6 protein-coding genes are annotated in these 20,705 nt (G+C 68.1%); 5 read left to right on the forward strand and 1 reads right to left on the reverse strand.

Annotated elements, in window-relative coordinates; genetic code table 11:
* Nucleotides 1-10: 10 nt before the first annotated feature.
* Complete coding sequence (locus BMX32_RS15345) at nt 11-10,900, reverse strand: autotransporter-associated beta strand repeat-containing protein (protein ID WP_089980031.1); 10,890 nt, start codon at nt 10,898-10,900, stop codon at nt 11-13.
* A 533-nt stretch (nt 10,901-11,433) separates the two neighbouring features.
* Here BMX32_RS15345 and BMX32_RS15350 point away from each other — a divergent pair.
* From BMX32_RS15350 to BMX32_RS15370, 5 genes are all read left to right on the forward strand, one after another.
* Nucleotides 11,434-14,016 carry a bifunctional diguanylate cyclase/phosphodiesterase gene (locus tag BMX32_RS15350; protein WP_089980033.1) on the forward strand — a complete coding sequence of 861 codons (2,583 nt, stop codon included), beginning with the start codon at nt 11,434-11,436 and terminating at the stop codon, nt 14,014-14,016.
* 553 nt (nt 14,017-14,569) lie between these two features.
* Nucleotides 14,570-16,759 carry a polysaccharide biosynthesis tyrosine autokinase gene (locus tag BMX32_RS15355; RefSeq protein ID WP_089980034.1) on the forward strand — a complete coding sequence of 730 codons (2,190 nt, stop codon included), beginning with the start codon at nt 14,570-14,572 and terminating at the stop codon, nt 16,757-16,759.
* 41 nt (nt 16,760-16,800) lie between these two features.
* Nucleotides 16,801-18,033, forward strand: a complete 1,233-nt coding sequence (gene wcaK, locus BMX32_RS15360) for a colanic acid biosynthesis pyruvyl transferase WcaK (RefSeq protein WP_089980038.1) — start codon at nt 16,801-16,803, stop codon at nt 18,031-18,033.
* A gap of 2 nt (nt 18,034-18,035) precedes the next feature.
* The gene (locus tag BMX32_RS15365; protein WP_089980039.1) at nt 18,036-19,283 is read left to right on the forward strand and encodes a glycosyltransferase; all 1,248 of its coding nucleotides are present in this window, start codon (nt 18,036-18,038) and stop codon (nt 19,281-19,283) included.
* Nucleotides 19,280-20,704: a lipopolysaccharide biosynthesis protein gene (locus tag BMX32_RS15370; RefSeq protein WP_089980040.1), complete on the forward strand. Its 1,425-nt coding sequence runs from the start codon at nt 19,280-19,282 to the stop codon at nt 20,702-20,704. Before BMX32_RS15365 ends, BMX32_RS15370 begins: the two co-directional genes overlap by 4 nt.
* The last annotated feature ends 1 nt before the right edge of the window (nt 20,705 follow it).

Consider the following 20,705-nt stretch of genomic DNA (forward strand, 5'->3'; position numbering starts at 1 on the left):
GTCGACTGCGTCACCAGTGCATCCGGAAGCCAACGGTGGCGCTCACCGCGTGCGAATCCCCTCCCTGCAGCCCCTTGCTGGCCTGGACCTCGCCGTACACGGCGTAGCGACCGTCCGCCCAGTCGCGTGACGTGCCGAGGCCGAATCCGCCCCAGAGGCGTTCATTGCGCGTGGTGAAGTCGGTACCCGCCACGGCGACGCGTGCCGCGTCGCTGAAGTTCCGGTAGACGTTGCCGATCGCGTACACGTGCGTGGCAATCGCACCCTCGGCACCCTGACGCGCACTACGGTAATCCACCAGCACGCCGGCGCGACCCGTGGCGCTCCTGCCGTCCCGCTGCGACACGTGCGCACCGAAGGCGTCGTCGAAACTGTCGAACGACACCTTGCCGTAGGTCAGCTGCGCCTGCGGAACGATCGACCAGCGATCGCTCAGGCCGAAGCGACGACCGGCTTCAACGCCCACCGCGTACCCGTTGGCCTTGTTGCCATCCTTCGTCGATCGCGCGAGCGTGGTGGATCGCAGGTCCGTGTCGAAGCGCGTCCAGCGTGCCTGGCCATCCACGTAAACGCCGTTGTCGCCGAACCACGTGAGGGCGCCTCCGATGCCATAGCCGTCCGTCTTCAGGCGACCCTGCCCGTAGACCGAGCGGGCGTTCGACTGGTAACGGCCATAGCGCAGCGTGCCGCCCGCGACCAACGTGCCACCGTCGCCTTCGCCGAGCGTCGCGTCGATGCCCGCTTCGGCGGTCCAGCTGGACACGTCGTAGCGCGTGCCGCTGGTGCTGCTTTCGGGCCGGAAGGACTGGTCACCGCCCTCGACTCGCATCCACGTCCCGTCGCCCGGGCTCATGTCGTTCGGTGCGGAGCCTCCCGACCAGTGACGATCGCCCGTCCGCTGGAACAGCGTCCCCAACGCGTTGACCTGTTGCAGCACGCCGGCATACGCCTCGTACAACGGCACGCCGGGCTGGTAGAGCGGATGGGCGCCGCCATCCGGATCGCTGTCGCCACCGCTGGCGAGAGCCGAGCGCAGGTACCAGTCGCCATCGGCCGTATCGGTACCGTTCTTGAACAGGCGATATGCATACGCTCCGGCGACGACCGCCTGATCGCCCTGGAACACGTAATCGCCCTTCAGTGCGAATGTGCCGTTGGATGCACCCTGTACGTCGATCAGCCTGATGCCTTGCGTAGTCTGCGCGCCGGCGCCGCCGACGTTGTTTACCTGAACCGTCGTGTTGCCCGACGTGCTGCCCGCGACGACGAGACGGTCCGTCGACGACGCGTCGTCGCCGAGCGCCGCGTCGAACACGAGGACGCCGTCCTGACCCGCGTAATCGCCCTTGACGGTCAACGTCGTGCCCGGCGCGGTGCCGAAGGTCACCCTGCCGGCGTTCGTCAGCGTGGCGAGGTGCTGCGCATGGCCCGCGAGCCCGAGCGTGCCGTCGCGTTCCACGGTCACCGCCGACGACGTGTCGAACGCATCGGCGACGCCCGCCGCCAGCGTTCCGTCCGAGACGACGGTCGCGCCGCCATAAGAGGAGGCGGCGCCGAGCACCAGCGCACCGGCGCCGGCCTTCGTCAGGCTCCCGTGGCCCGCGATACCCTGATCGACGGTGAGCGTCGTGCCTTCGTCGGTGTCTATGGTCGCGTCGCCGCCGAGCGCCACGACGCGGCGCGTCGCGAAGCTGCCGGTGGTATGCAGCGTCGCGTCGTCGATCGCGAGGTAGCCGATGGCCGCACCGAGGTTGCCGTCGTTCGCGACCTGCAGCGTGCCCGCGCGCACGTCGGTGCCGCCACCGTAGGTGTTCGCTCCATCGAGGACCAGCGTGCCGAGGTCGTCCTTCACGACCAACGATCCCCCCGTCAGGGCGGCATCGATCGTGGCGGTCATGCCGGCGCCGGTCGTGGTGCCGTCGCCGACGCGGATGCTCGTCGCACCGCCAGCCAGCGCGATGGCGTCGCCGGTCACGGCGTAGCCATCGGCGGCGAACTGCATGCCCGAGACGGTCGCGAGACCGTTGCCATCGTCTACCGTCACCTTGCCGCCAGTGCCGCCGAAGACGGCGAACGACCCGTTGCTGTAAGGCGCGTTGAGCGAGCCCGAGGCTTCCGTCCAGTAGTCGTTGTCGGCAAGGCGCCAGGTGCCCGTACCGCCGGCGATCGCGCCATCGTTCGCGTGGCCCGGGCCATCCCAGAAGCTGAGCGTCAGTCCATCGGTGTTCACGAGGTTCACCTGATGGGCCAGCGATGTCTGCACGAACACGTCCGCCGTCGGCACCGCGCCGATCGACAGGCCGTTGTCGGTCAGCGTGCCGTCGTAGCCGAACAGCCGGTAGACGCCGGCGCCGAACGTGCCGCCCGGCGTGGCCGTGACGTTGAGCGTGCCGTCGAGCGTCAGATCGCCGTGCACCACGGTCAGGTCGTTGAGCGCGCCGCCGGGCGTGCCGGCCTGGCCCAGCTCGTAGTCGAGTACGGCACTCGCGCCGAGCGCGAGGCTGCCGTTGATCGTCAGCGTGCCGGCGGACTGTCCGGGGCTGAGGGTCGCGCCATCCCCCACCGTGACATTGCCGCCGATCGTACCCGTGCCGCCGAGCGTCGCGCCGTTCAGCACCGACGTCGTGCCGGTCGCCGCGGACTGGTCGCCATTCACGATCAGCGTACCGGACTCGACGGTGGTCGCGCCGGTATAACCGTTGTTCGCCGTGAGCACGGTGGTACCTGTGCCTCGCTGCGAGAGTCCGCCGGCACCGCCGATCGCGCCGGCGAAGGTCAGCGTGTCCGAGCGATCGAACGCCAGCGTCCCGTTGTTCACGACATCGCCGAGAATCGAACCGGACGTGCCGCCTTCACCGAGCTGCAGCACGCCGCCGGTAACGGATGTCCCACCCGTGTACGTGTTGTCGGCCGCGAGGACCAGGGTGCCGAGATCGGACTTCGCGATCCCTCCGGTACCCGTCAGCACGGAAGCGATCGTCGCCGTCATGGCCGTGCCGGCGGTCGTGCCGTCGCCGACGCGAATGACCGCTGGCGACGCACCGACCGCGATGTCGTCGCCCTCGACGCGGTAACCGTCCGTCGCGAACTGCATGCCACCGGTGGTCACGGCCCCAAGGCTGTCGTCCACGGTGACCGTGCCGCCGTTCGCCGCGAAGATCGCGAACGAAGCGTCCCGGTAGGGTGCGTTGGCCGAGCCGTCGACGAGGGTCCAGTTGTCGTTGCCGCTCGTGTTCTGCCACGTCCCGTCGCCCCCCGCCACCTCGCCGTCGCCGCGTCCGCCGTTGCCGTCCCAGAAATCGACCTGAAGGCCGTTCGTGTTCAGCAGGTTCACCTGCTGTGCGATGGAGGTCTGCAGGTAATAGTCCGGTGTCGGCACCGATCCGATGGTCAGCCCGTTGTCGTTCAGCGCCCCGGTGTAGCCGACGATCCGGTAGATGCCCGGATCGAACGTGCCGTTCGAAGGCACCGACACGTTCAGCACGCCGTCGAGGGTCAGGTCGCCGTCGACCTGCACCAGGTCGTTCAGCGGGCCGCCGACGACATTGGCCTGCCCGAGGCTGATGGCCAGCGTGGAGGTGTCGTTCAGCGCGAGATCGCCACGGATCGACAGCGTGCCCGGTGCATCGCCAAGCGCGCCCGGGCTCAGCGTGGCGCCATCCGCCAGCGTCACGTCGCCGCCGATCGTGCCCTTGCCTCCCAGTGTGGCCCCGGCATCCACGGTGGTGCCACCCGTCGCGGCGCTCTGGTCGCCGTCGACGAAGAGACCGCCGCCGCGCACGGCCGTCGACCCGGCGTACGTGTTGTTTCCGGTCAGCACCGTGGTTCCCGCCCCACGTTGCTCCATGGCGCCGTTCCCCGACACGAGTCCACCGAACGCGAACGTGTCGTACCGGTCGAAGACGAGGATGCCGTTGTTGGCGATGTCGCCGGCAACCGTGCCGGTCGTGCCGCCGTCGCCCAGCTGCAACGTCCCCTCCGCGATGGTGGTGCCGCCCGTGTACGTCGCGTTCGCCGCGAGGATGAGATTCCCCGCGCCCGTTTTCGTGAGTGCACCGGCACCGCTCAGCCCGGTGGTGAACGTGAGGTTGTCCAGCGCCTCGAACGTGCCGCCTCCCGCACCCAGGGAGACGGTGCGTCCCGAGGTCACGGCAGCGGTATTCCGCAACGTACCGCCATCTAGGGACAGCGGACCCGCGGCATTACCCAGGTTGGCGTCGGCGGCGATGGACACCATGCCTCCGTCGATCGACGTACCGCCCGCATAGCTGTTGGCACCGGCGAGCGTCAGCGTGCCCGCGCCCGTCTTCACGAGCGCACCCGAACCGCCGATCGCTCCCGTGAGCGACAGGTCCGCCAGGGTGTCGAACGTGCCGTTTCCCTGGTCGAGCGTGACGTCGCGCGCGGAGGCGAACGCGTTCGTGTTACGCAGCGTGCCGCCGGCCAGCGTCAGCCCACCCGCGGCGTCGCCGAGGTTCGCATCCGCGGACACCTGAAGCGTGCCGTCGGCGACGGACGTTCCGCCCGTATACGTGTTGTTCCCGCCGAGCACGAGCAGGCCGAGGTCGTCCTTGACGAGGCCGCCCGTCCCCGCCAGCGTCGCGTCGATGGTGGCCGTCATGCCCGCGCCCGCCGACGTGCCGTCGCCGACGCGCACGATGTTCGGTAACCCGCCCAGCGTGAGCGTGTCGCCGGCGACGATGTATCCGTCCACCGCGAACTGCATGCCCGAACTCGTGACGGCACCCGTGCCGTTATCCACGGTGACGATTCCGCCCATGCCGGCGAAGATGCCGAACTCGCCGTTCGTATACGGCGCATTGACCTGTCCCGTCGGGTCTGCCCAGTTGTCGTTGCCTCCCGCGCTCTGCCACACGCCGGTGCCACCGTCGATCGTGTTGTTCAGGTGGCCCGAGGGCCCGTCCCAGAAGTTGAGCGTCAGCCCGCCCGTATTGAGGAGATTCACCTGTTTCGCGATGGACGTCTGGATCTGAAACGTGCCCCCGGGTGTCGTGCCGAGCGCAAGACCGTTGTCGGTCAGTGCTCCGTCATAGCTGACGATGCGGTAGAGACCGGGGCCGAAGCTGCCACCCGGCGTCGTCGCGACGTTGAGGGTACCGTCGAGCGTCAGGTTGCCGTGGACCACGGTCAGATCGTTGAGCGGACCGCCGATCACGTTCGCCTGGCCGAACTGATAGTTCATCGTGGCGTTCGCGGCCAGCGCGAATGCGCCGTTCACCGTGAGCGTGCCTGCCGCACCCGCGTCGCCGGGATTGAACGTACCTCCGTTCGCGACGGTGACGCTGCCGCCGATGATGCCGCGGCCGCCGAGCGTGCCGCCGTTCTGCACCGTCGTGGCGCCGGTCGCCGCGGACTGGTCGCCATTGATCAGCAACGTGCCGCCCGAGACCTGCGTCGCGCCCTTGTAGCTGTTCGCGTGGGCGAGCACGGTGGTGCCGCTGCCGGACTGCGTGACACCGCCGGTGCCGGCGATCAGTCCGCCGAAGCCATAGACATCGGAGCGATCGAAGGCCAGCACGCCGTTGTCGACGACATCGCCGAGGATGCTGCCGATCGCTCCACCGTTGCCCAGCTGCAGCGTGCCGCCATCGATACGCGTGCCGCCGGTGTAGGTGTTGGCGGCGGTCAGTATCGTGGTGCCGGATCCCAGCTGCCGCACGTCGCCGCCGCCGGAGATCGTGCCCGCGATCGTCATCGCGTTCGAGCGGTCGAACGCGAGCGTGCCCGCGGCGACGATGATGTTCGCGCTCGCGACGGAGCCCGTCGTGCCCCCCGTGCCCAGCTGCAGGATGCCGCCGTTGATGACGGTGTTGCCCGTGTACGTGTTGGTCCCGGTGAGCGCCCAGGTTCCCGCGTCGTTCTTCGCCAGCGTGGTGATGCTCGTCGCGTTCGCGTCGATGATGGTGCCACCCATCACGTTGAGATCGGTATTGGTGCCGCCGAGACCGAGCGTGCGACTTCCGGTGCCCGCGTAGGCGGCCGAACCCGTATTGCGGAACACGATGGCTCCCGTGCCCGACGACTCGATCACACTGGCACCCGTCGACAACGTGAACAGGCGATCGGTCGTATCGCCGGTGCCGGTATAGCGCAGGGTCGCGCTGCTCCCGATCACGAGGTTGGCCGCCGCGTTCGACGACTGCCCGATACTGCTGGCCTGCGATCCGTCGGAGAGCTTGTCCACGCCGAGCACGCCGCCGAGGATCGTGGTCGGTCCCGTGTAGCTGCTCGCGGGGTTGCGCAGGATCCATGTCCCCGTCCCCGTCTTGCGCACGGACGTCTTGCCGGCGCCATTGTCCGAAAGTCGGAGCGCCATGCCGTTGTTCGCGGTGCTCGTACCCGTGAGCGTCACGGTCTGCGCCGTGCCGGGCGCGCTGAACGCCAGCGCATCGGTACTGGTGAACTGCACCGCGCCGGTGCCCGACGCGTCGATCGCGCTGTTCGGCGAGGCGCCTAGCGTGAGGGCACGGTCGGTCGTGTTCCCCGTACCGACGTATTGCAGCGTGCCGCCGTTGATGACGAGGTTGGATGCCGCGTTGCCGGATGCGCCGATCGAACTGGCCAGGCCACCGTCCGCGATCGAGGCGACCTGCAGCACGCCACCGTTGACGGTCGTGACGCCGTCGTACGTGCTCGATACGCCGGTGAGCGCCTGCCCGCTGTTGCCGTTCTTCGTGAAGTTGCCCGTGCCCATGATGACGCCGCCGTAGATGGCCGCGCCAAGCCCGCCACCGTTCGTGACGGTGAACGTGGCGTTGGCGAGGTCGACGACGCCGCCATTGCTGCCGCCACCGACGAGATAGAGTGCGCCGGTGTCGAATCCGTCGAGGTCGAGCGCGACGCCCGCGGTGTCGTCCAGCGACATGATGCCGGTGCCGAACGCGTCGACGTGCCCGGCGCGCAAGGTACCCGCGCGAACGCGGGAGCCACCGCTATACGTGTTGGCGCCCGAGAACACGAGCGTGCCGGCGCCCGTTTTCTGCATGCCGCCGGTGCCTTGCACGATGCCGCCGAAACCCAGCACGGTCGAGACGTTGGTCACGCCGAAGCCACCGAGGGACGACAGTTGCGCACCGCGATCGATGTTCACGCTGGCGCCCGTGTAGGTCAGCGTGCCGCTGGTGAACACGAGGTTGGTGCTGGCGCTGGTGGACGCGCCGATGCCGCTCGCCAGGCCGCCGTTCGCAAGGCAGTCGGTCGTGATGGCGGCCGACGTGATCGAGGTCGCACCGGTATACGTATTGCCGCAACCGTTCATCGACTGCGTCGCGCCAGCCGCCACGGCGACACCGCCGCTGCCCGACACCGCACCGCCGAAGGTGCCGCTGCCGTTGATCTGCAGAAGCCCTGGGCCGAGCGCCACGGCGCCCGAGCCGTTCAGGCCCCTCACCCAGATCGTCTTGCCGTCCACGTCGAGCGTCGCGCCTGCGTTCACGGTCATCTGGCCGGATCCCGTGCCGTTCGCCTGACCGCCGAATGCCAGGTTCGAGCCCGCGCGCAGGACGCCGGCGTTGACCGTGTTGCCACCGGTGTAGGTGTTGTTACCGGACAACACGAGCGTGCCGGCGCCATCCTTGATCAGGCCACCCGCACCGACCGCCGTCCCGCCGATCGTCAGCGTCGACGTGGCCTGAGAGACGTCGATGCGTCCGTTGCCCGCACCCACGGTGAAGCCGCGATCCGTCGACGTGGTGCCGCCGGTGTACTGAAGCGCGCCGCCCGACTGCAGCACGAGGCTCGCCGGATCGCCGGTGCCCGCGCCGATGCCGCTGGTCACGCCGCCGTTGGACAGCGTGCCTGTCGAGACGACGCCCGCGGCGACCGTGAGCGGGCCGACGAAATCGTTGGCGCCGTTGGACAGCGTCAGCGTGCCCGAGCCGGTCTTGGTGAAGCCGGCGTCGTCGGGACTCGTGACGACCCCGCCGAACGCGAGGTTCGCGGTACCGTCGACCTGGATCGTGCGGGCCGGACCGCCGTTGACCAGGGTGAAACCGCGATCGCTCGTCGTGCTCGGGCCCGTGTAACGCAGCGTGCCGTTCTCGATGACGAGGTTCACCGACCCGCTGCCCGATGCGCCGATGGAGCTCGCGGCGCCTCCGTTCCCGATGCTCCCGACGGAGAGCGTACCGCCGCTGACCGTCGTGGAACCGGTGTAGGTATTCGTGCCTGAAAGCACGACGCTGCCGGTACCCGAACCGCCCGAGACGAAGCTCGTCGGGCCACCGTTGTCGACGATCGCCGAAGCGATAGTGAGGGTGCCGCCGCTGTTCTGCAGCACGCCTAGCGGACTGCCGCCTGCCCCTCCCGTCAACGAGCCGCCGGTGATTCTCTGCGCCGCGACGCCAGCCGCTGGCGAAACGATGATGCTGCCGTCGACGCTCAGCGTATTCGCGGCGCCCACGTTCACGGTCGACCCTGCCGCGGCCGCGTACTTCAGGCCGCCCAGCGCCACGCTGCCGGCGAGCGTGCCGAAATACGCCGTGTTCGGCGCGTTGCCCTCGTCGCTGACGATGTCGCCGGTGAGCCACTGCGAGGCATCGTCCTTGTTGGCGTACGAGGTGAACGCCGTGATGACACCGCCGGATACCTGCGCATAGTCGGTACCGTTCACGGTGGCCCAGCCGCCCAACGCGCCATCCGCGTGCGTCGTGGTGAGGGTGGTGCCGGTGTCGAATCCGAAGTCCATCAGGCCGCCCGTGCGGTCGATGGCACCCAGCCCGACCGTCAACGAGCCGCCCGTCCCGGACGTCGCGTTGATGCGATTGCTGCCGGCCGTGATGGCCAGTCCGTTGAAGCTCTGTCCATTGGCGGCGGCTCGACCCTTGATCGACAGGACGCCGCCGGCCATCGAAAGCGAGGAGGCCGAGCTGACGATATTGCCCGTCGGTGCACCCGGGGCGGAGAAATCCAGCGCGAGGGTTCCGCCGCCGATGGACGTGCTACCCGTATAGGTGTTGCTGCCCGTTAGCGTCTGCGTGCCGGCACCCAGCTTCGACAGTCCGCCCGTGCCGGCGATGCGTCCGCCATAGGTCGTCGCACCCGTCGTCGCGTTGAGCGTGAGGGTCCCGCTACCGAGATCGACGATGCCACCGGTGCCGGCGAGCGATGGCGCCGCGATCGCGAGATCGTTGAGGTCCAGCGTGCCGCCGTTGACGATCAGGCCCTTCGTCGTGCCGAAGGCGCCCGCGCTTCCTGCCACGAGCGTGCCCGATCTGACGGTCGTGGTGCCCGCGAACGTGTTCGCACCACCGAGTACCCAGGTGCCCGTGCCATCCGCTACCAGGCTTCCCGTACCCGCAAGGATCCCGGAGAACGTGTTCGTGCCGCCATACGTGCCCCCAAGGGTCAGGCTATCCGTGCCGTTCCCGCCCGTGGCGAAGTTCGTCGCGCCGCTGAAGTCGAGCCCGCCCGTGCCGTCGTTCGCGAAGACGTTGCTGCCGTCGACGGTCAGCGCACGATCCGACGTCGTGGCGCCGCCGGTATAACTGAGCGTACCGGCCGCTATGTTGATGCCGCCGTCGATGCCGGTACCGAACGAACTGGTGGTGCCGGTGTTGGTCAGCGAATCGGCCTTCACCGTGATCGTGCCGATGCTCGTCGGCCCGCTATAGGTGTTGTCGCCATTGACGACGATCGTCCGTCCCGCGCTGCCGACGAATCCGATGGTGCGCGCGGAAGCACTGCTGATCGTGCCGGTCAGCTCGAAGTCGGCCGTCACGGCGTTGAACGACATGCCCAGATTGAACGCGTTGGTCGTGGCGATGTCGCCGGACAGCTTCAGCGTTCCACTACCGCTATTGCGCAACTGATTGCTGCCGCTCGACGTATTGACGAAGCGGAAGCCGCGATTCGATGCATTGCCCGAGCCGGTATAGATCAGGGTGCCGCCCAGGCCTCCGCCGGCCTGTACGACGACCGTGCCCTCCGCGACACCCGTGGGCGCGCCAAGGGAACTCGCCTCGCCAAGATTGCCGATGGACGTAAAGCCATAGGTGCCGCCGGTGAAGAAATTGGTCGCTCCCCGGTAGTCGCTGGCCGCATTGCTCATCGTGACGCCACTTCGCGCGCTCACGCCCCCGGGCCCGGTGATGGTCGCGGCGCCGGCGTTGCCACCGGAAAAGACCGCTGCCGTTCCGGCGATCGTGACCTTGCGCGTGGCGGCGAGCGACCCGGCGACCGTGAGACCCGTGCCGTTGGCGAGTATGACGCCGTTGCCGGCCGCGCCCAGTGCCGCGTCGTCCTTGATGCCCAGGGTTCCTCCAGTCACGTTGACGTCGCCGGAGAACGTGTTGGCGCCATTGAGGACGATGCCGCCGCCGCCGCTCTTCGTCAGGCCGGCGCTTCCCGCTATCACGGAATCGATGGTCGACGTGCCGGTGTTGACCGCGATTCCCGGGGTCGTTCCCGCCAGCGTGAGCGTGCCGCCGCCCAGCGAGTAACCCGTGGTGTTGAACGTCACGGCGTTCGCCGTGAGCGCACCGCTGAGCGTAACGGAGCCTGCCGTGCCGGCGAAGACCGCGTTATCGAGGCCCGCATTGTTCCAGACGACGAAAGGCCCGGCGATGCCATCGGCCGCGGAGTTCCAGTACGGCGACGACGTATTCCACGTGCCCGTGCCGCCGCTACCGGCGGAGCCGCCGTTGAAATCCCAGTAACGATCGACGGCATGCGCCTCTGGCGCATGCAGCGCGCCAAGCGCCATCAGCAGGCCGACGCGCAGCGTCCACGCGCCTGCTGCGCCACGCGACGCACTTGCCCGTTCGTCGACACCCTTGGTGGCCGCACGGCCGCGGCCCTTGCCGTGGCGGCCAGCGAGTTCGGATGCGACCACCCACGTGCCCAGTGCCCTGGACCATACGATGCGGAATGCACGATTCATCTTGTTGCCCCTGCTCTTCGTTCAGACGGAATGGATGTCGTCAGGCCCGGACGCGGACGCGCCCCTGGGTCGCCATACGGCGAGGGGTCCTGAATCGATAGATTCGGTAACCGGGAGGAATGGCGATGAGCTGGATCGCGCGTCATGCGCGTGACGTCGGCAGCCATGATCCGTGCGCGCGAAAAGTCCTCGCATCCCTCTTATCCGGCTCCGGTTCGCTGCCGGCATCGCGCGTGCGACGAGACCCGCTCCATGACCGGTGCCTCGTCAGCGGCGCGCTCGATGCCCCCTGTTCACCGGTCACCATAGCGAATGCTGTCCGTGACACGTTGTGAGAAAGGTCACCCTCCATGTGATCGATTTCACACTTTATACACATCGGTGAAATCGCGGACTGGTCGTACGACCGGTCCGCGACGCGCCATGCGGCGTTTGTGCAAAAAGGGCCCTGCGACGATGGGTCGGTTGCCGGGGGCGACAGGGGTTGCTAGCTTCCCTGCAGACACGACCTGCCATCCGCCCACCGAGGATCCATGCTGCGAGCGACCCCCCACCTCTCGGCGCGGCTCATTGGCATCGTCGGTGGCCTGCTCGCTCTGATCTTTGGCGTCGGCCTGGTCTACGTCGTGGTTTCCGACCGCACCCGGCGACTCGATGCCGCGCTCGCGCAGAGCGCGGCGTTCGCCAACGGCGGCCAGCGGCTGCTGAACGCGCAGTTCCTCAACCTGCAGCGTGCGATGGAAGGCATCGCCGAGGACAGCCGGCAACTGATGGCGTCGGTACCCGGGAGCGCACCCTCGCTGATCGCGCAGAACATGGAAGGCGTCTCACGCCGTCAGGGCGAACTGCTCGATCTTCTGCTGGTGAACGCGGCGGGAGAAGCGATCACGCCGGGCGCCGGTGACCCGACATTGCCGACCTGGACACGCGAGGACGTCGCCGCGACCGCGCTGCTCCGGCTGGGCCCCCTGCAGAACGTACACGGGGAATGGATCCTGCCCATCGCCGTCCCCACGGGCGACGGACGCTGGGTGCTGGCCAGGCTCAGGCAACGCCAGTTGCAGGATGTGGTCGATCATCTGCGCTGGGGTCGCGACGGCGTGGCGACGATCACCGATCGCTTCGGCACGATCCTGGCGCGCACGGGCGACGGCTCGAACGTGATCGGCCGATCCACCAGTGCCCTCTTCGTGCCCGCCGCGCCCGATGCCGAACGGCGTGTCAGCCGGATCGACGGCAAGGAGCGCCTGATCGCCGTGAGCGCCCCCGAAACGTTCGCCCTCTGGGTAGGGGTCGGTGTCCCCGTCGCGGAGGTACTCGGACCCTGGTACCGGTTCGTCGCCTTCTGCCTGCTCATTTATATCGTGTACTGGGCCGGCTTCATCTACCTCTACCGCCACCTCGCGCTGGCCGCGCACGATCAGCGCGAATACGTGGCGCACCTGACGGAGGCGACGGTGCGGCTGGCCGAGGCGGAGCAGCGCTTCCGCCTCACGTTCGACAAGAACCCGTTGCCGTTCTGGGTCTACGACGTCTCGACCCTCGCTTTCCTGGAGGTCAACGAGGCCGCCGTGCGCAATTATGGCTATACGCGCGAAGAGTTCCGGTCGATGCGCATCACGGACATTCGCTCCGCCCACGATGCCGACAGCCTCAAGGACGTGATCGCCTCGCTGCGCCTCGGCCACGACGGCGATCCGGACCGCGTCTGGATCCATCGCCGCAAGGACGGCAGCACGCTGGACGTGGTCGTGCACGCGGCGGATATCGACATGCCCGGCTACACCGCCCGCCTGGTACTTGCTCAGGACGTGACAGAGCGCATCCGCTCGGAGCGCGCGCTGACCTACCGCGCGACGCACGACACGACCACCGGCCTGCCCAATACCGATGCGCTCGTCGACTATCTCGACCGCGGTCTCGGCCCCGACGCCTGGTACGAGGTGGTGTACGTGCACTTGCGCGGCGTCGACCGCGTCAGCGACACGTTCGGCCTCGACGCGGGACGCAGCGTCCTGCGTAGCATGGCGACCCGTCTCGGCGGCGTCGCGGCGGCGCATGGCATGGTCGCGCATCGCCCCGGCGAGCGCTTCCTGCTCGCCGTCACCGATCCCGCTCGGCGCGACGATGCCATCGCGGCGATCCGGGCCGCGGTCAGCGAACCGGTGGCCCTCAACGACACGCTGCACACGCTGGAACCGCAGATCGGACTGGCGACGCATCCCGACGACGGTCGCGATGCGCGTCAGGTCATCGCCAACGCGGCACTCGCCGCGCATGTGCGGACCGACGACGCCGACGACGTGCATCGCTTCGTGCCCGCGATGGCCGAGCGATCCGTGGCGCGCCTCATCCTGGCGTCCCGCATGCGCGAGGCCATCGACGCCGGCCGTCTTGCGATGCACTTCCAGCCCGTGGTCGATGCGCATGGCGGCCAGGTGCGCAAGGTCGAGGCACTCGTGCGCTGGCCCCAGGCGGATGGTTCGTGGATCCCGCCCAACGTCTTCATTCCGCTATGCGAGGAAACGGGACTGATCGTGCCACTGGGCGAATGGGTCGTGGAGACGGCAGCGTGCGCACACACGTCGCTCGCCGACGCGGGCCTCGGGCACCTGTCGATCGCCGTCAACGTCTCGGCGTTGCAGTTCCGGCGCACCGACGTGGCCGCGCTGGTACGAGACACGGTCCGGCGCCACGACCTGCCCTCGCATGCGCTGGAACTCGAGCTCACCGAGAGCAGCCTCATGGATCCCGTGCACGCCGTCGGCGTCCTGAGCCAGCTACGGCAGCAGGGGACGCGCGTGTCGCTCGACGACTTCGGTACCGGTTTCTCGAGCATGGCCTACCTTCGCGACCTGCCGATCGACACGCTGAAGATCGACCGTTCGTTCGTCGCGGACATCGATACGGACGAGCGCGCCGCGTCCATCTGCCATTCGATGATCCAGCTGGCTCACACACTGGGTATGTCGGTCGTCGCCGAGGGCGTGGAGCGCGCCGCGCAGGAGCGGTGGCTCCGCGACAGCGGCTGCGACTATCTCCAGGGCTTCCACGTCGGTGCACCGGTGACGCTGGCGGAGCTCGTGCCCAACCTGCGGGCCGCCGCCGTGCCGTGACCGCGCCGGTCTCATGCACCGCGACATCCGAACGGGTGTCGCACCATGAATTGCGACTCGAAAACCACGACGCGCTGCACAAGAACTGAACACGGCATTAGCATTTCGTCGAAGCATGACGTAGCGAATTTAACGATATTCTCACGGCGCTGCCTTAATACCGCCATACAGATGCTGGTTAGTTGACGCGCGTCGCAAAACCGGCGCGCATCGCTTTGAGGCCCTGCGCGTCCCCTCTATGCTCAGGCCTTCATCGAACCTCCACGACGCGGAACGGGGGTACGACGACGGCGAAGGACATCGTGGTTTCCACGAAAGGCGTCGGCCCGGGCATCGTCACCGCCCCGGGCCACGATGACGCCCGCCCCACGACATCAACCGACGCGCCCGCGGGCGCGAAGAGCGCGTGCCCGATGGCGCGTCGCATGGAAGCGAGTGCGCGACACCTTGAAAACAGGCATTTCCAGCGTGAAGGAAGCTTCCCCGGCCATTCAGACTAGACACGATATAAACGTCTAGACGTCCATTCACTTTCTGGAAACAAAGCAGCCGCATGACGACGAAGATCGATCCCGCCCATGACGACGACACCATCGACCTCAATGCGTTGTTCGGCACGTTGCTGGATCACAAGTGGCTGATCGTCGCCATCACCGCGACGTTCTTCGTCGCCGGCGTGCTCTATACGATGTTCGCCACGCCGATCTACCAGGCCACTGCCGTGGTGCAGGTCGAGCAGAAGACCCCTAGCCTGCCCGGCCTCAGCGACCTGACCCAATCGCTGGGAACGAGCGGCTCGCAGGCCACCACCGAAATCGCGCTTCTCACCTCGCGCCTCGTGGTCGGCCAGGCGGTCGACGACCTCCATCTGGATATCATGGTGCAACCGCGGCGCTTCCCCGTGATCGGCGAGTACCTGTCGCGCGGTCGCAAGCCGGGCTCACCCGCGCCGGCGCGTTTCGGTCTCAGTCGTTATGGCTGGGGCGGCGAGCTCGTCGACATCTACAAGCTCGACCTTCCCGACACGCTGACCGGCCGCAAGCTGGAACTGCGCGCGGAAGAAGGCCACCGCTTCGCGCTCTACGACGACGACGGCAAGCGTCTGCTCGAGGGCGCGGTCGGGCAGCTCGTCAGCGCCGGTGGCATCACGATGCAGGTGAAACAGCTCGCCGCAAATCCCGGTACGCGGTTCGACCTCGTGGTGCAGCCGAAGCTGACGGCCATCGGCCGCCTGCAATCGGACATCGTGGCGCTGGAGCAAGGCAACGACTCCGGCATCATCGGTCTCACCTACAACCATGCCGATCCCGACCTGGCCCAGGCGGTGCTGACGCGGATCTCCGCCGCCTACGTCCGCCAGAACGTCGAGCGCAACTCCGCCGAGGCCGCCAGCCAGCTGCAGTTCGTCAAGGAGCAGCTGCCCAAGGTGCGGCAGGAACTGGATCGCGCGCAAGCGGCGATGAACGCCTTCCAGACGAAGTCGCACGCGGTCGACCTGAGCATGCAGACCAAGGGCCTGCTCGACCAGATCGTCGCGGTGGAGAACAACATCCAGCAGCTGCACCTGCAGGAGGCCGACGTCGACCGTCGCTTCACGCACGACCATCCCGCGTACAAGGCGCTTCAGCAGCAGATGGGCCAGCTGCAGGCGCAGAAGGACCAGATGCAGAAGCAGATCGGCGACCTCCCCGACACGCAGCAGCAGATCCTCAAGCTCAGCCGCGACGTGCAGGTGAGCAGCACCACGTATACCAGCCTGCTCAACCAGGCCCAGCAGCTCGACATCGCGCGCGCAGGCACCGTGGGCAACGTGCGCGTGGTGGACGCCGCCGCCGTCGACCGCACGCAGCCCGTGCAGCCGCGCAAGGCGCTCGTGGTCGTCGTCGCGACGTTCCTCGGCGGTTTTCTCGCGCTCGCCTTCGTGTTCCTTAAGCAGATCCTCAATCGCGGCGTCGAGGATCCGGCCGCGATCGAGGACCTCGGTCTCCCGGTCTATGCGTCGGTACCGCTCAGCGCCGGTCAGAGCTCCCGGTCGATACGGACGCGGCGCGGCCACGGTGCGCGCGGCCCGTTGCTCGCCATCGGCGATCCGGCGGACCTCGCGGTCGAGGCGATCCGCAGCCTGCGCACGAGCCTGCACTTCGCGCGGCTCGAGGCGAAGAACAACGTGCTGATGATCACGGGCTCCAGTCCCTTCGCCGGCAAGACCTTCGTCTCGGCGAATCTCGCGGCGGTCATCGCGCAGGCCGGGCAGCGCGTGCTGTTGGTGGACGGCGACATGCGTCGCGGCACGCTGCACCAGCTGCTCGGCACCGAGGCCGCCAACGGTATGTCCGACATCCTGGTCGGTGACGCCACGATCGAAGACGTTCGCCGCAAGGGTCCCTTGCCGAACATCGATTTCATCAGCCGGGGCCGCGTGCCGCCGAATCCGTCCGAACTGCTGATGCACGAGAACTTCACCCGTTTCATCGAAACCGTGATACCGGCCTACGACCTCGTGATCATCGATACGCCGCCCATTCTCGCCGTCACCGACGCGGCCGTCATCGGGCACTACGCCGGCACGAGCCTGCTCGTCGCGCGTTTCGGTCTCAACAAGGCGCGCGAGCTCGCACTGGCGAAGCAGCGTTTCGAGCAGAACGGCGTGTCGCTGAAAGGCGCGATCTTCAACGCGGTGGAACGGCGCACGTCGGGCTACTCGACCTACGCCTACTACAAGTACAAGGCCGAACCGGCCTGACCCGTTCCTTCGACACCGGATACATGGACGAAACGAGCACTATGGCGCGCATCCTGATCATCGGCAACCACACCTGCGGCAACCGCGGCGACTGCGCGATCCTGCGTGGCCTGCTGCAGTGCCTGGAAGACGCGTCGCCGCACAGCCACATCGACGTCACCAGCCGCTTCCCCGTCAGCTCGAGCTGGCTGCTGGGGCGCAAGCTCCTGCCCGATACGCTGAACGCGTACTACCACGAGGCCGGCAAGAAGCGGTTCGGATCGCTGCGTGCCCGCGCACTTCGCCGTATCGTGCCGCGCGCGCTCTTCGGCCACCTCCGCCGCCGTTGGTGGTCGCGCTTCGTACCCCTGCCCCGTCGCCATCGCGACTACGTGGCGGCGCTGCGCTCGTACGATCTCGTGATCCAGGTCGGCGGTTCGTTCTTCGTCGACCTCTACGGACCGACGCAGTACGACCAGAGCATCTGCGCGATGCTCGCCGACCGGCCCGTGTACATGATCGGACACAGCGTGGGGCCTTTCGATCACGCGTTCTTCCGCACCATGTCGCAGGACATCATGGCGCGCGTGAATGCCCTCGCCCTGCGAGAGGAAGTCAGCGTGCGCCACATGGTGGCGAGCGGCATTCCACAGGACAAGGTGCGCTGGGCCGCCGACACCGCATGGCTGGTCGACGCGGGTGCGCCGGTATCCGTGGATACCGCGCGCCCCACCGTCGCCGTCACCTTCCGCGAACTGGCTCCCTTCGACAAGCGACTGGGCGTGACGCAGGCGCAGTACGAAACGGCGTTCGCCGCGCTGCTCGACGACGTCATCGATGCCGGCTACCGGGTCGCGGCGTTCTCCACCTGCACGGCGATCGACGGCTACCCGAAGGACGACCGGATGATCGCGCTGAAGGTGAAGGCCCGGCTGCGCCGGCCCGACGCGTTCCACGTCGAGATGGACGAACTCAACGACGTCGAACTGGGCCAGCGTCTCGGCGCCTGCGTGCTGACCATCGCGACCCGCCTGCACAGCGCCATCATCTCCATGAACTTCGGCACGCCTGCCGTCGCGCTCAACTACGAGCACAAGTCCGAAGGCGTGATGAAGCGCCTTGGAGTCGACGAGTTGGCGATGCCGGTGCCCGCGCTGCTCGACGGCTCGCTGCGGGACAAGGTGCTCGCCCTCCTCGCCGACGAGGCCCTGCGGCCCCGCGTCGCCGCCGCCGTCGTGCGCGAGAAGGCCTTCGCACGCGAAGCCGTGCTCGCCACGCTGGCGATCGGAGCGTGACCATGACCGTCCTCTTCGTGCTGCCGGAGTTTCCGCGCTACTCGGAAACGTTCGTGATCGATCAGATCGTCGGACTGCTCGATCGGGGCTTCGACGTGCGCATCCTCGCGGTGAGCCGCGGCCAGGACCCGAAGACCGGCGACATCGTGTCGACGCGCGGGCTGATGGACCGGGCCACGTTCGTGTTCCCCCAGGCCGCCAGTGGCGCCCGCAAGTGGACGCTGCTGCTGCGCCGGCTGCGCGACGTGCTCCCCGGCCTGCCCGACGCGCGCGTGCGACGGGCGCTGTCGGTGCGTCGCTATGGGCATGCGGCGAAGAGTCTGGTCCTCGCCGGCGCCGCGCGGCGCCTGGCGCAGCCGCTCCGTGCGGACGCGATCATCGCGCACTTCGGGCCCATGGGCGTGCTGGCCGCGAACCTGCGTTCGCTGGGACTGCTGGAGGGGCCGCTGTTCACGGTGTTCCACGGCTACGACCTTTCCCAGCACGGCGTGCTCGCGCGGCATGCCGACGACTACCGCCGCCTCTTCGACAGCGGCGAACGCATGCTGCCGATCAGCGAACGCTGGGCGCTGAAGCTCGCCATGCTCGGTTGCGACACCGACAAGATCCAGGTGCACCGCATGGGCGTGGACCTCGACAGCTTCCCTTTCCGCGCGCCGGTCGCCGGCATTCCCGATGCGTCGCGTACGCTGCGCGTGGTCAGCGTGGCCCGGCTGGTCGAGAAGAAAGGCGTCACCTATCTCTGCGAAGCCATGGCGCTGCTGGCCGCGCGGGGCGTACCCGCCACGCTCGAGGTGATCGGCGACGGTCCATTGCAGGCGTCGCTCCGGCGCTTCGTCGACGACCGCGCGCTCGGCGACCGGGTGTTCCTGAGCGGGCGACGCGACAAGGCCTACGTCCAATCCGCGCTCGCGGCGGCCGACGTGTTTGCCCTTCCGAGCGTGACCGCCATCGACGGCGATCAGGAAGGCATTCCGGTGTCGCTCATGGAAGCGATGGCCAGCGGCGTGCCCTGCCTGTCCACCGTCCATAGCGGCATCCCCGAACTCATCGAAGACGGTCGCTCCGGCTGGCTGGTGCCCGAGCGCGACGCGCCCGCGCTGGCGGACAGGCTGGAAGCGATCCAGCGCGGAGACTACGACATCGCCGCGCTGGCGCGTCGCGCCCGCTATACCGTCGAAGCCCACTTCGACCAGCGGCGCCTCCACGACGAGCTGGCCACACGGCTCGCGATGGAGACGCCGGCATGATCTCCGCGCGCCGGGACGCCCTGTGGACCGCGGGTTCGACGATCGTCAGCGCCGCGAGCCAGCTGCTGCAGATCGCCGTTCTCGCCCATCACGTCGACGCGCACCTGCTCGGCGCGCTGGCGATCGTCAACGTCGTCAACGCCGTCGCCACGCTGCTGCAGGACATGGGCCTCAGCAGCTATCTGATCCACCGCCAGGACATCACGCGGCCGGAGCGCACCTCGCTGTTCTACATCAGCGTGGGCCTCGGACTGCTGTCCGCGCTGGTGCTGCTCGGCCTGTCGTGGCCGGTCGCCGGTTTCTACGGCTCGGAGGACCTGGGCGGACTGCTGCGCCTGTCGACCATCAACTTCGTGCTCCTCGGCTTCGCGGCGCAATATCAGGCCAGTCTGATCAAGGCGTTCCGGCTTCCGAAACTCGCGCGCATCGAGGTGATCGGCCGACTGTCCGGTCTCGCGACGCTGCTCGTGCTGGTGCTCGGCTTCGGCGCCTCGATCGAAGCGGCGGTGTACGCGATGATCATGAACAGCCTCGTGCGCCTCGTCTGCTTCGTCGCGGTCGCGGAACGCGACTGGCACCCGGGGCGCGCGCTCGACCGCGGCATCGTACGCCAGGCCCTGCGTTACGGCGCGTTCCAGCTCGGCTCGCAGGTGATCAACCAGCTGCGCAGCCAGGCCGATCAGATCATCCTCGGCAAGTTCCTCGGCCTCGCGTCGCTGGGCGTGTACTCGCTCGCGAAGGAACTGGTCCTGCAACCCACGAAGCTGATCATGCCCGTCGTGCAGCGGCTGGCCCTGCCGCGTCTCGCGACCCGCCAGCACGACCACGAGGCCATGCGCCGCATGTACCTCACGGGGCTGCGCGGCGTCGCGGTATTCAGCGCCTGCGTGTTCGTGATGCTCGCCGTCGTCGCACCGTTCGCCGTCACGATCCTCTACGGGCAGCGCTACGCGGGCGTATCGGCGCTGATTCCGCTCATGCTGCTCTTCGGCATGCTCCGCCCGCTTGGCTCGCTGATCGGCGCCCTGAGCCAGAGCCTCGGGCGCTCGGACATCGAGTTCGTCTGGAACCTGAAGATCTGCGGCATCACGCTGGCGGTGAGCATCGCGGGCGCGATGTCCCGGTCCCTCGCGGTGATGGCGGTCGCGCTGGCGGCCAGCCAGGTCATGGCGACCGTGCTCTCGTACTACTTCTTCTCGTCGAAGATCATCCGCATCACGGCGGGCGAGTTCTTCCGCGCGTGGGTCGTGGAAACCTTCCTGCCCTACGCGTTCCTCATGCTCGCCGTGGTGCTCGCACCGGGCGAGGACTGGAAGGCGAGCGTGGTGCGCTTCGCCCTCGTCACGCCGCCGCTGCTCTGGATCGTCTGGCGCAGCCGCGACACCTTCCTCAGCCGATCCGTCCAGCCCGTGGGCGTCTGAC

The organism is Luteibacter sp. UNCMF331Sha3.1 (assembly GCF_900109915.1).
In the GTDB taxonomy this organism is placed as follows: Bacteria; Pseudomonadota; Gammaproteobacteria; order Xanthomonadales; family Rhodanobacteraceae; genus Luteibacter.

Bases quoted from the DNA above. Each gene is read 5' to 3' on its own strand.
- BMX32_RS15350 (WP_089980033.1), top strand. From the start codon at position 11,434: ATGCTGCGAGCGACCCCCCACCTCTCGGCGCGGCTCATTGGCATCGTC.
- BMX32_RS15365 (WP_089980039.1), top strand. From the start codon at position 18,036: ATGACCGTCCTCTTCGTGCTGCCGGAGTTTCCGCGCTACTCGGAAACG.
- BMX32_RS15355 (WP_089980034.1), top strand. From the start codon at position 14,570: ATGACGACGAAGATCGATCCCGCCCATGACGACGACACCATCGACCTC.
- wcaK (WP_089980038.1), top strand. From the start codon at position 16,801: ATGGCGCGCATCCTGATCATCGGCAACCACACCTGCGGCAACCGCGGC.
- BMX32_RS15370 (WP_089980040.1), top strand. From the start codon at position 19,280: ATGATCTCCGCGCGCCGGGACGCCCTGTGGACCGCGGGTTCGACGATC.
- BMX32_RS15345 (WP_089980031.1), bottom strand. From the start codon at position 10,900: ATGAATCGTGCATTCCGCATCGTATGGTCCAGGGCACTGGGCACGTGG.